Consider the following 10742-nt stretch of genomic DNA (forward strand, 5'->3'; position numbering starts at 1 on the left):
CGGTCTCCAGAGACGGGAGCATCGCCGATGGCCGATGACGATGCGCACGCCGCGCTCATAGCGCGCCTGGCACTGTCCAACCACCCGGGACTGCAAGGTACCGTCGCCGGCGCGTGGTGGCCGTGCGACCGTCAACTCGGTACGGGATTGGCCGATCTGGTGGCGGTGCTCGGACTTCGCATCGGGCCGGTGCGCCGAGTGCTCTACGACCCGATCTGGTGGGACACGGCGCCGGCCCGGCTCATTCGCGGCTCGACGTCAGTGCCCGTCGATGCGTACTCGCTGATCGCCCGGGACACGCTCTATTTGATGGGCACCCACAACCGGCACTCTTTGCTGTTCGTGGTGCCACCGGCTGCCACGGAGCTCGATGCGCGCCTGGTGCTGGCCGCCGTCGCCACCGCAGCCAGTCCGCCCAGCGTGCAGACGCTGCGGGCCATTCTCGGCGGTGGGCGAGCGCGCCAGAAGTAGGCCGGGTTTTTGCCGAATCGGTGGGCCGTACCGTAATCTGTGAGACAAGTTTCCCCGGTTCTGTAGATGCCGAGCGAGAAACCAGAGGCCGGGACGCTACAGCGTCGCCGGCCTCGTCCAGTTTCTGGCGGTCACACCGTGGCGGGCTCGCCGGCCTTGCTCTGCATCTGGTGGAACAGGTCGGTGTAGTACGGCAGGCACTCGGCCATGGCCTGCTCGGTGGTGAACAGCGGCCGGTAGCCGAGGTCGCGCTCGGCCTTGGCCACCGAGAAGTAGTTGTTGAGGTAAAGCCGTTCCACCGCAAGGGGTTCGATCAGCGGCTCGGGAATGCCGAACTTGAAGTGCAACCACTGCCAGGCCATCATCGCCTTGTGCACCAGCTTGCCGGACACCCGGAAGGTGGGCAGGGGGCGTCCGCAGGCCGCGAGCACCGGGCGGGCGAACTCGAACATGTTGAGCGGCTCGGCGTCGTTGATGAAATACGCCTGGCCGGGTGCGCTGCCACCGGGCACCAGGTGCTGGCCGGCCAGGATGAAACCGTGAATCAGGTTGTGTACGTATGAGTTGTCCAACTTGATGTTCTTGTTGCCGACGAGCACCTTGACGTGTCCGGCGAGCACATTCTCGAACACTTTGCGGAACATGGTCTGGTCGCCGCGGCCCCAGATCCCGCTCGGCCGGATGGAGCAGGTCAGCATGCCGCCGTTCGCCCCGCTCTCCGAGAGCACGAACTTCTCGGCCACCACCTTGGTTTCGGTGTACAGGTCGTTGAACCTGTTCGTGTAGGGCAGGGTTTCGTCGCCGTCGACGATGTCCTGACCGCCCATCACCACACTGTTGGACGCGGTGTAGACGAACCGCTGCACGCCCGCGGCTTGTCCGGCGCGCACCAGGTTCTTGGTGCCTTCGACGTTCACCGAGAAGCTGCGCTGCCGGTATTCCTCGGTGACCGACGCGCCGCCCATCAGATCGATGATCGCGGCGGTGTGGATGACGGTGTCGATTCCGGCCACGGCCGTGGCGACGTCATCGGTGTTGGTGATGTCGCCGACGAGGGTCTGCAGGTTCGGATGATCCGGTAGGGGAGAGGACACCCGGTCGAACGAGCGCACCTCGTGCCCCCGCTCCAGCAGGGTGGTCACCAAGTTGGCGCCGACGAAGCCGGAGCCTCCCGTCACCAGAACGCGGCCGAGATCAGTCGTCAGTGATGCGTCACCCATGCCCCGAGCATAAATGAAACGTGTTCCAATTCTAAACCCCGCCGTTCGCGGCGGGGTCGACCTAGGGTGTGATCACTCTTCGTCAGGGGCATTCGCGCCGAGCGCGTCCTCCACTCGTTTGCGGGCTCCGGCCAGATGCTCCTCGCACCGTTTTGCCAGCTCCTCGCCCCTTTCCCAGAGCTTGAGCGAGGCGTCGAGGTCGAGCCCGCCCTGCTCGAGTGTGCGCACCACCTCGACCAGTTCGTCGCGTGCCTCTTCATATCCCAACTGACTAATGGGCTTCATCTGATCCCTCGCTGATGGTGATGACTGCGCCGTCGGCGACGCGGACCCGGAGCCGGGAGCCCGCCGGGGCGTCGGTGATGGACCGTAGAACGTGCGTCCCGCCGGTGTGATTTCCCGAGTCGCTGCGCTCCTGCCCGCCGGAGCCGACCACCTGAACCACCGCGTACCCGCGGGCCAGGGTGGCGGCCGGGCCCAGGGTCGACAGCCGCGCGGCCAGGTGCTCGAGGCGGTCGCTCTCGCCGGTGATCATCCGGTTGATGTCACGGCGCGCGGCGGAACGGGCCCGCTGCACCTCCTCGGTCCGCGCATCCAGGGCCAGCCAGGGCTGGGCCAGTACCGGCCGGGTGCGCAGCTGGTCGATGAGGTGCTGTTCGCGGTGCACCCAGTGCCGCAGCGAGTGGGCACCGCGCCGGCGCAGCTCGTTCACCAGTGCCTGTTCGGCGACGGCGTCGGGCACCACCCGTTTGGCGGCGTCGGTGGGGGTCGCGGCGCGCAGGTCGGCCACCAGATCGCACAGCGGGTTGTCCGGTTCGTGGCCTACCGCGCTGATCACCGCGGTGGTGCACGCCGAGATGGCGCGGCACAGGGTTTCGTCGGAGAACGGCAGGAGGTCCTCGACGCTGCCACCGCCGCGAGCCAGCACGATGACGTCCACCTCGGGGTCGGCATCCAGGGCCTTGAGTTCCTCGACGATCTGGGCCACCGCATTGGGTCCCTGGACGGCGGTGTTGCGTACCGCGAACCGCACGGCGGGCCAGCGGGCCGATGCCACCGCGATGACATCGTGCTCGGCGGCCGAGGCGCGGCCGGTGATGAGCCCAATGGTGCTGGGAAGGAACGGAATCGGGCGTTTCAGGCGTGGGTCGAACAGGCCCTCGGCCTCCAGTAGTCGGCGCAACCGGTCGATGCGGGCCAGCAGCTCACCGATGCCGACCGCGCGGATATCGGTCACGCGTAGGGAGAACGTGCCGCGCCCGGTGTAGAACGCCGGCTTGCCGTAGACGATCACCTGGGTGCCCTCGGCGAGTTTCACCGGCGCGTTCGCCACCAGGTCCCGCGGGCACGTGATCGTCAGCGACATGTCGGCGGCCGGGTCCCGCAGCACGATGAAGGCGGTGCCCGAGCCGGGACGCATGGTCAGCTGGGCGATCTGGCCCTCGACCCACACCATGCCGAGGCGGTCGATCCATTTGGCCACCCGGGTGGCCACGGCGCGAACCGGCCAGGGATTCTCCGGTGACTGGCCCGGATCGCTCACTTGGCCGTCGCGCGGGTGATCCTGTTGGCGAGCAGCGTCTGGAACGGGGCGCGGGCCTTGGTGGTTTCCTCGTAGGCCAGCAGAGCCTCCAGATCGTCGACCTTCAGCGAGGTCAGCCGCGCGCGCAGCTGCGCCAGCGTCAGCGCGTCGTAACCGAGTTCGGTGACGACGGACGGGGCCGAGCCGTTGGTGCCCGGTGCAGGTGTGCGGGGTGCAGGTGTATCGGCGGGACGTTCGGGCTCGCCTTCGCTGTACAGCGCGAAGCGGCCTTCGGAGCGGTTGGCGACCGGTGACCCCGTGGCGCGGGTGACGGGAACGTCGTAGACGGGGTCATCGGGGTCGTCGGGCAGGTCCTCGTCGAAGGTGGCCCACTCGGGCTGCTCGTCCTTCGGCGGGAACAGCTCCTCGAGCGTTTCGTCACCGCGGATCACCAGATCGGCGACGTCCTGCTGCACCTTCATCACCAGATGCGCGAGCTGACTGGCCACCGTCATCGGGTAGGCGAGGATGGTCTGCGGGAGCTTGCGGGTCTCATCCAGGGCGGTCACCGCTACACCCACCAGCAGTCGGACTCCATACGGTGCTGTCGACATGGGTGCCAGCCTACGGCTGGCCCTGCGCCACGGCAGGTAAGTACCCTTGAAGGATGCCGCCAACTGTCAACATGGGTATCCCGGGCGCCACGAGCTCGGTGAGTTCGGGTGTGGCCGGCAAACGCGTCCTGCTGGCCGAACCGCGTGGCTACTGCGCGGGTGTCGACCGCGCCGTCGAAACCGTCGAGCGCGCCCTGGAAAAGCATGGTGCGCCTATCTACGTGCGACACGAGATCGTGCACAACCGCTACGTCGTCGACACGCTGGCCAAGGCCGGCGCGATCTTCGTCGAGCAGACCGATGAGGTGCCCGAAGGTGCCATCGTCGTGTTCTCCGCGCACGGCGTCGCACCGACCGTGCACGTCGAGGCCGCCGAGCGCAATCTGAGGACCATCGACGCCACCTGCCCGCTGGTCACCAAGGTCCACAACGAGGCCAAGCGGTTCGCCCGCGACGACTACGACATCCTGCTGGTCGGCCACGAAGGCCACGAAGAGGTGGTCGGCACCGCCGGTGAGGCCCCCGACCACGTGCAGGTGGTCGACAACCCGGACGCCGTCGACAAGGTCACGGTGCGCGATCCGAACAAGGTCATCTGGCTGTCCCAGACCACGCTGAGCGTCGACGAGACCATGGAGACGGTGCGCCGGCTGCGGGAGAAGTTCCCGACGCTGCAGGATCCGCCCAGCGACGACATCTGCTACGCCACCCAGAACCGCCAGGTCGCGGTGAAGGCGATGGCGCCGGAATGCGAACTGGTGATCGTGGTCGGGTCGAAGAACTCGTCGAACTCGGTACGCCTGGTCGAGGTGGCGCTGAACGCCGGCTCGCAGAACGCCTACCTGGTGGACTACGCCGACGATATCGACCCCGCGTGGTTCTCCGGTGTCACGACCATCGGTGTGACCTCCGGAGCGTCGGTACCCGAGATCCTGGTGCGGGGCGTGCTGGACCGGCTGGCCGAGTACGGCTACGGCACCGTGCAGCCCGTCACCACCGCGAACGAGACGCTGGTGTTCGCGTTGCCGCGCGAGATCCGTCCGCCGCGTTCCTAGCGGTCTTCCCAGGGCTCGTCGTCACGCCGGTGCGAGTTTCGCGGGCGGGGGTCCTCATCGCTGCTGCGATACCGCACTCGTGACACCGGGTGATGGCTGGTGCCCGCAGGCGGGCGCTGGCGCTCGTCGTAACGCGCCTCCCGCGGCTCGCGTCCGTATCGCTCGTAGGTGTCCTGAGGTTCCGGGCGTCGCGGCCGCTCGTAGTACTCGGCCGGTTCGTAGGGACTCGGCGTGCTGCGGCGCGGATCCCGACCGGACGGGCGAGGACGGCGCGGCTGGCGGGCCGGATCGACCGGCTGCTCGGTGTCGCGACGGCTCCGTGCCGGACGTTCGGTTGCCGCCATCCGCTCGCGGCGGTCCGCGGCTGCCGCCGAGGCGGCGATGTCGTTCTCGGGCGGCCGGGTGTGGCGGGACCGTGACGGTGCACTGGGCCGGCCGCTGCGGCGGGCAGTGGACGACGGCGGGGCCTCCCGGCTGAGCCGGCGGGCCGAACCGCGTCGCGGCGGGACCTCGTCGGCCGGCTCGGCGTCGTCGGTGACCGACGTCTGGGCGAAGCGGCGGGCAACCCGGCGTGCGGGAGCGGCCGACGCCGCCGCGGCCGTGACGTGCGCCGCCGGTTTATCGGGCCACAGACGCTTGTTCGACGCACTGAGGTACCAGCGCACCATCCCGATGATCAGCACAGCTGCCGAGGTGAAGAACATCAGCGGGAACCGCTCGATCAGCGGGTAACCGCAGTTGATCAGGATGTCCTTGATACCGCCGATCTCCGCGCTGTGGAACAGGAAGTAGGCGCTGGGAACGGCGACGAACAGAATGAGCGGAGGCTGGATGACGGCGGTGAACACCGCGGACTGGCGCACCGCGAGCACCGCCAGCACACAACCGAGCACGTAGCACGTCGCGAAGACGGCGCCGAGCTCTTTGGTGCCTGTACCGGCGTCGAAGGCGATACCGATGGCGGTGAAGATCACCGCGATCACCACGGCACTCCACCACGGCAACCCCGGAATGCGGGGGAGCGCGGAGCGGTCGATCACCGCATCCGTCGGCTCTGCGGGCTGACCTGACACATGTTGACCGTACCGGCTGTTACTGCCCGTGCGCTGCCAGCACGCGCTGGCGTGCCCGTCACAACCTCTAGACTCTGGAGTCCGTGAGCTTGAACCTGGGAATCGTCGGACTACCGAACGTGGGCAAGTCGACGCTCTTCAATGCGTTGACCCGGAATGACGTGCTGGCCGCCAACTATCCGTTCGCGACGATCGAACCGAACGAAGGGGTCGTGGCGCTGCCCGATCCGCGCCTGGATGCGCTGGCCAAGGTGTTCGGATCGGAGAAGACCGTGCCCGCGCCGGTGACGTTCGTCGATATCGCAGGCATCGTCAAAGGCGCCTCCGAGGGCGCCGGGCTGGGCAACAAGTTCCTGGCCAACATCCGCGAGTGCGACGCCATCTGTCAGGTGGTGCGGGCGTTCGCCGACGACGACGTGGTGCACGTCGACGGCCGGGTTGACCCGCGCTCGGATATCGAGGTCATCGAGACCGAACTGATCCTGGCGGATATGCAGACGCTGGAGAAGGCGATCCCGCGGCTGGAGAAGGAAGCGCGCACCAACAAGGACCGCAAGGCCGTGCTGGAAGCGGCCGTGGCGGCGCAGGCCGTGCTGGATTCCGGTAAGACGCTGTTCGCGGCCGGTTCGGATGTCTCGTTGCTGCGCGAGCTGAACCTGATGACCACCAAGCCGTTCCTCTACGTTTTCAACGCCGATGAGGCGGTGCTCACCGATGCGGCCAAACAGGCCGAATTGCGTGAGTTGGTGGCCCCGGCCGATGCGGTGTTCCTGGACGCCAAGATCGAGTCGGAGCTGATCGAGCTCGACGACGAGTCCGCCGCCGAACTGCTGGAGTCCATCGGGCAGACCGAGCGCGGCCTGGATGCGTTGGCGCGGGCAGGTTTTCACACGCTGAATCTGCAGACCTACCTGACCGCCGGGCCGAAAGAGGCGCGGGCGTGGACGATCCACCGCGGCGACACCGCCCCCAAGGCGGCCGGCGTGATCCACACCGACTTCGAGAAGGGCTTCATCAAGGCCGAGATCGTGTCGTTCGACGACCTGATCGAGGCCGGCTCGATGGCCGCGGCCAAGGCGGCGGGCAAGGTCCGGATGGAGGGCAAGGACTACGTGATGGCCGACGGGGATGTGGTGGAGTTCCGGTTCAATGTCTGACGTTCTGCCGCCGTGTCCGGCGTGCGCGAGTGAGTTCGCCTACGAGTCCGGCGCACTCCTGGTCTGCTCGATGTGTGCCTACGAGTGGGCACCAGGCGCCGACGATGCCAGCGTGTCGGGTGATGTGTCCGGCGGTGTGGTCGTCGACTCGGTGGGCAACCCGCTCGCCGATGGCGACACCGTGACCATCGTCAAGAGTTTGAAGGTGAAGGGTGCCGGTGGTGGGGTCGTCAAGATCGGCACCAAGGTGCGCGGTATTCGCCTCATCTCTGACGGCGTAGGCGATCACGACATCGATGCGAAGGTGCCGGGTTTCGGGCAGATGCAATTGAAGTCGAGCGTGGTGAAGAAGGTTCTCTGAGCGCTGCACGGCTACGGGTGCTTGCCGAGCCGGAATCGTGCGGCGGTGACACCGCACGCGTCGGCCAGGGCGTGGGCCACGACGACCTGACGTAGTCCCCCCGACTTCTGCGCTGCCAGAGTCGAGGTGATGCCGACCGCGGCCGAGGCGGCGACGAACCGCCACCGACCCATCCGCGACGGCAAGACGCGTTGCGGCGCAAAGTGCCACAGCGAGAAGCCGATCAGCGACCACACCATCGTCAGCGAGGGCCGGCTACCGGGGTCCCGCATGAACACGCCCCGCCAGAGCAGTTCTTCGCCCGCGGCGTTGACGGCTGCGGTGGCGGCCATGACCGCCGCGGTGGGCACGTCGATCTGCCTGCGGTGGGGAATCAACTCGGCGCCCACCGCGCCGGCAACGGGAATGGCCAGCAGCACCACATGAACGCGGGGCAGGGGCCGGCCGGTGACCAGCAGCCTGGCGGCCTCGCGCGGCCCGAGCAGCCACATCGGCGCGGCGAGACACCAGCCGAGCCAATAGACGAGGAAACCGCCGTTGTAAGCGGCTCGCGCCGTGGTCCGGCGGCGCAGAAGGTCGAACACCACCGTCATCGTCAACGGTACGGCCGCCGGGATCGCCGAGACCACCACGTGGCGCGCGCTGCGTCCGCGCATCGGCATGCGTCCTTTCGCGTGATCGACCGATGTGCCGAGTGTGGGGGATATGCACGCGATCCGGGCGAATTCTGTGCCCACGGCCCACACTGCCACGTACGATTCTCCGTCGGTGGCCCTGACGTGCAGGTATTGTGGCCAGAAGGCCCGATGGTCAGCGAGTAGTTGGCACTGGCGTCAGGAGCGTGAACGTCGTGGCAGACAAGACGAGGTCGGTGAAGCCGTCGCCCGAGGCGACGGCCGATTCAGCGCGTCCGGTCCACGAACTGATCGTCGCTGGTCAGAAGCCCCTTCGGCGGTTCGTTGCGGAGAGTTGGCAGCGCAGTCTGGCCATCGGCGTCGACCCCGACCGCGGCGCCAGGGAAGCGGCGGCGGCCGCGCGGCTGTCGGAACTGCGAAACGGTCACCCGTTGGCGGTGGCCCTCCCGGTGATCCGCAAGCTACTGGTGGACTACGCCGTCGACTCCGGCGTCGTCGTGGCCGTCACCGCCGCCGACGGCACCATGCTCTGGGTCGAGGGTGACGCCGAGGCCTGCCGCAAGGTGGCCGCGATGAACTTCGTCCCCGGCGCCGACTGGAGCGAACAGGGCGCAGGGACCAATGCTCCGGGCACCGCGCTGGCACTCGACCGCGAGGTGCAGATCGACGGGCACGAGCACTTCTCCCGGCTGGTCCGGCCGTGGACGTGCACGGCGGTGCCGGTGCACGATCCGGTGACCGGCCTGCCGATCGGCAGCATCGACCTCACCGGCGGTTCCTCGATCGGGTCGGCGCAGACCTTGGCGCTGGTGCGTGCCACCGCCGTCGCCGTGGAACACCGACTTGCCTTGTCCTACAGCCAGACACCTGCCGTCCTGGCCGACTCTGTCGGCCGTCTCACGGTCTTGGGGGCGGACCGGCCGTCCTGGCACACCGTCGACGATCGGGGGCGGACGCGGTCTCAGCAGCTGTCCGGCCGGCACGCCGAGATCCTGGTGTTGCTGCTCCAGCATTCGGAGGGGCTCAGCAGCGATCACCTCGCGGTGCTGCTCGACGAGCGCGAGCTCGACGCCGTCACCATCCGCGCCGAGCTGTCGCGCCTGCGCCGCATCGTCGGCACCGACACGATCGGATCGCGGCCGTACCGGCTGCTCGCTCCGATGGACAGCGATATGGGCGAGGTGTTCGCCGCCTTGCGCCGCGGCGACATCGACGCCGCCCTGGACAACTACACCGGGTTGCTGTTGCCGCGATCCGGCTCACCGGCCGTGGCACGGCTGCGCACGGAGCTGAGCACCAGCTTGCGGGGGGCGGTGCTGGCAGCCAGTTCGGCCGGGGATTCGCACGCCCTGCGGCGCTGGCTGGACCTTCCCGAGGCCCGCGACGACCGGCACGGCTGGCAGACATTGCATGATCACCACGGCGCCGACGAACTGACACGCGCCCACATCCGGGGGCATCTCACCGCGCTGGACACCGCGCTGTCCTGACGTTGCACCAACGTTGCGAAATTCCCCAACCGTGCTGCAACGGGTTGCAAACTAGCTTGAGTGACGACCGACACAGTCATTCATAGAGCAGGAGGTCAACTGTGACCGTTTACGCACGCCCGGGTACTGAAGGCGCTTTGATGTCTTTTGAGTCCCGTTATGGCAATTTCATCGGTGGGCAGTGGGTGGCCCCGGTGGCCGGCCGGTATTTCGAGAACCCGACGCCGGTGACGGGGCAGGTGTTTTGTGAGATCCCGCGTTCGGACGAGGCTGATGTGGAGTTGGCGTTGGATGCCGCGCATGCGGCGGCGCCGGGGTGGGGTAAGACCAGCCCGGCGGAGCGGGCGGTCATCTTGAACAAGGTCGCTGATCGGATCGAGGAGAATCTGGATGCCGCGCATGCGGCGGCGCCGGGGTGGGGTAAGACCAGCCCGGCGGAGCGGGCGGTCATCTTGAACAAGGTCGCTGATCGGATCGAGGAGAATCTGGAGTCGATCGCGGTGGCGGAGTCCTGGGATAACGGTAAGCCGGTCCGGGAGACGCTGAATGCCGATATTCCGTTGGCGGTGGATCATTTCCGGTATTTCGCCGGGGTGCTGCGGGCCCAGGAGGGGTCGTTGTCGCAGATCGACGAGGACACTGTGGCGTATCACTTCCATGAGCCGTTGGGTGTGGTGGGGCAGATCATTCCGTGGAATTTCCCGATTTTGATGGCGGTGTGGAAGTTGGCGCCGGCGTTGGCGGCGGGTAATGCGATCGTGTTGAAGCCGGCTGAGCAGACTCCGGCGTCGATTTTGTATTTGTTCTCGCTCATCGGGGATTTGTTGCCTGCGGGTGTGGTCAACATCGTCAACGGGTTCGGGGTGGAGGCGGGTAAACCGTTGGCATCGTCGAACCGGATCGCGAAGATCGCGTTCACCGGCGAGACCACGACGGGTCGGTTGATCATGCAGTACGCGTCGCAGAATCTGATTCCGGTGACGTTGGAGCTTGGCGGGAAGTCGCCGAACATTTTCTTCAGTGATGTGTTGGCGAGCAACGACGCGTATCAGGATAAGGCGTTGGAGGGGTTCACGATGTTCGCCCTGAATCAGGGTGAGGTGTGTACGTGTCCGTCGCGGTCGTTGATTCAGGCTGATATTTA

12 protein-coding genes are annotated in these 10742 nt (G+C 67.3%); 6 read left to right on the top strand and 6 right to left on the bottom strand.

Going from position 1 to position 10742, the window contains the following annotated elements:
• Positions 1–27: 27 nt before the first annotated feature.
• Positions 28–471, top strand: coding sequence for a DUF5994 family protein (locus tag H7J86_RS25925; protein WP_090362716.1), 444 nt, complete (start codon positions 28–30; stop codon positions 469–471).
• Between the two features lie 131 nt (positions 472–602).
• Here H7J86_RS25925 and H7J86_RS25930 read toward each other — a convergent pair whose 3' ends face one another.
• From H7J86_RS25930 to H7J86_RS25945, 4 genes are all read right to left on the bottom strand, one after another.
• A complete protein-coding gene (locus H7J86_RS25930) occupies positions 603–1691 on the bottom strand; it encodes a 3-beta-hydroxysteroid dehydrogenase (RefSeq protein ID WP_267294437.1) in 1089 nt (362 codons plus the stop codon).
• Positions 1692–1763: 72 nt separating this feature from the next.
• The gene (locus tag H7J86_RS25935; protein ID WP_090362722.1) at positions 1764–1976 is read right to left on the bottom strand and encodes an exodeoxyribonuclease VII small subunit; all 213 of its coding nucleotides are present in this window, start codon (positions 1974–1976) and stop codon (positions 1764–1766) included.
• Positions 1963–3234 (bottom strand): exodeoxyribonuclease VII large subunit, encoded by a 1272-nt coding sequence (gene xseA / locus H7J86_RS25940; protein ID WP_267294438.1) that lies wholly within the window; start codon positions 3232–3234, stop codon positions 1963–1965. Before xseA ends, H7J86_RS25935 begins: the two co-directional genes overlap by 14 nt.
• Positions 3231–3827 carry a lipid droplet-associated protein gene (locus H7J86_RS25945; protein ID WP_267294440.1) on the bottom strand — a complete coding sequence of 199 codons (597 nt, stop codon included), beginning with the start codon at positions 3825–3827 and terminating at the stop codon, positions 3231–3233. The genes xseA and H7J86_RS25945 overlap by 4 nt, the downstream gene beginning before the upstream one ends.
• Before the next feature lie 53 nt (positions 3828–3880).
• Between H7J86_RS25945 and H7J86_RS25950 the strand changes: the two genes are divergently transcribed.
• The gene (locus H7J86_RS25950) at positions 3881–4882 is read left to right on the top strand and encodes a 4-hydroxy-3-methylbut-2-enyl diphosphate reductase (RefSeq protein ID WP_267294442.1); all 1002 of its coding nucleotides are present in this window, start codon (positions 3881–3883) and stop codon (positions 4880–4882) included.
• On the opposite strand, the gene H7J86_RS25955 is transcribed toward H7J86_RS25950, so the two are convergent.
• Positions 4879–5955, bottom strand: a complete 1077-nt coding sequence (locus tag H7J86_RS25955) for a DUF6542 domain-containing protein (RefSeq protein ID WP_267294444.1) — start codon at positions 5953–5955, stop codon at positions 4879–4881. The genes H7J86_RS25950 and H7J86_RS25955 overlap by 4 nt on opposite strands.
• A gap of 83 nt (positions 5956–6038) precedes the next feature.
• On the opposite strand from H7J86_RS25955, the gene ychF reads away from it, so the two are divergent.
• Both ychF and H7J86_RS25965 read left to right on the top strand, forming a co-directional pair.
• Positions 6039–7112 carry a redox-regulated ATPase YchF gene (gene ychF / locus H7J86_RS25960; protein ID WP_090362735.1) on the top strand — a complete coding sequence of 358 codons (1074 nt, stop codon included), beginning with the start codon at positions 6039–6041 and terminating at the stop codon, positions 7110–7112.
• Positions 7105–7473: a zinc ribbon domain-containing protein YjdM gene (locus H7J86_RS25965; protein ID WP_187096676.1), complete on the top strand. Its 369-nt coding sequence runs from the start codon at positions 7105–7107 to the stop codon at positions 7471–7473. The genes ychF and H7J86_RS25965 overlap by 8 nt, the downstream gene beginning before the upstream one ends.
• 11 nt (positions 7474–7484) lie before the next feature.
• On the opposite strand, the gene H7J86_RS25970 is transcribed toward H7J86_RS25965, so the two are convergent.
• Positions 7485–8129, bottom strand: a complete 645-nt coding sequence (locus tag H7J86_RS25970; protein WP_267294446.1) for a CPBP family intramembrane glutamic endopeptidase — start codon at positions 8127–8129, stop codon at positions 7485–7487.
• A 194-nt stretch (positions 8130–8323) separates the two neighbouring features.
• Here H7J86_RS25970 and H7J86_RS25975 point away from each other — a divergent pair, with 194 nt between their 5' ends.
• Both H7J86_RS25975 and H7J86_RS25980 read left to right on the top strand, forming a co-directional pair.
• Positions 8324–9598, top strand: a complete 1275-nt coding sequence (locus H7J86_RS25975; RefSeq protein ID WP_372517332.1) for a sigma-54-dependent transcriptional regulator family protein — start codon at positions 8324–8326, stop codon at positions 9596–9598.
• A 101-nt stretch (positions 9599–9699) separates the two neighbouring features.
• Positions 9700–10742 (top strand): aldehyde dehydrogenase family protein (locus H7J86_RS25980; RefSeq protein WP_267294448.1); only part of this gene is annotated, 1043 nt, incomplete at its 3' end.

Origin of the sequence: Mycobacterium hackensackense (assembly GCF_025822555.1) — a bacterium.
In the GTDB taxonomy this organism is placed as follows: Bacteria; Actinomycetota; Actinomycetes; order Mycobacteriales; family Mycobacteriaceae; genus Mycobacterium; species Mycobacterium fluoranthenivorans.

Excerpts from the sequence above, each read along its gene's own strand:
- H7J86_RS25925 (WP_090362716.1), top strand. The coding sequence starts at position 28 with ATGGCCGATGACGATGCGCACGCCGCGCTCATAGCGCGCCTGGCACTG.
- H7J86_RS25930 (WP_267294437.1), bottom strand. The coding sequence starts at position 1,691 with ATGGGTGACGCATCACTGACGACTGATCTCGGCCGCGTTCTGGTGACG.
- H7J86_RS25935 (WP_090362722.1), bottom strand. The coding sequence starts at position 1,976 with ATGAAGCCCATTAGTCAGTTGGGATATGAAGAGGCACGCGACGAACTG.
- H7J86_RS25945 (WP_267294440.1), bottom strand. The coding sequence starts at position 3,827 with ATGTCGACAGCACCGTATGGAGTCCGACTGCTGGTGGGTGTAGCGGTG.
- H7J86_RS25950 (WP_267294442.1), top strand. The coding sequence starts at position 3,881 with ATGCCGCCAACTGTCAACATGGGTATCCCGGGCGCCACGAGCTCGGTG.
- H7J86_RS25965 (WP_187096676.1), top strand. The coding sequence starts at position 7,105 with ATGTCTGACGTTCTGCCGCCGTGTCCGGCGTGCGCGAGTGAGTTCGCC.
- H7J86_RS25970 (WP_267294446.1), bottom strand. The coding sequence starts at position 8,129 with ATGCGCGGACGCAGCGCGCGCCACGTGGTGGTCTCGGCGATCCCGGCG.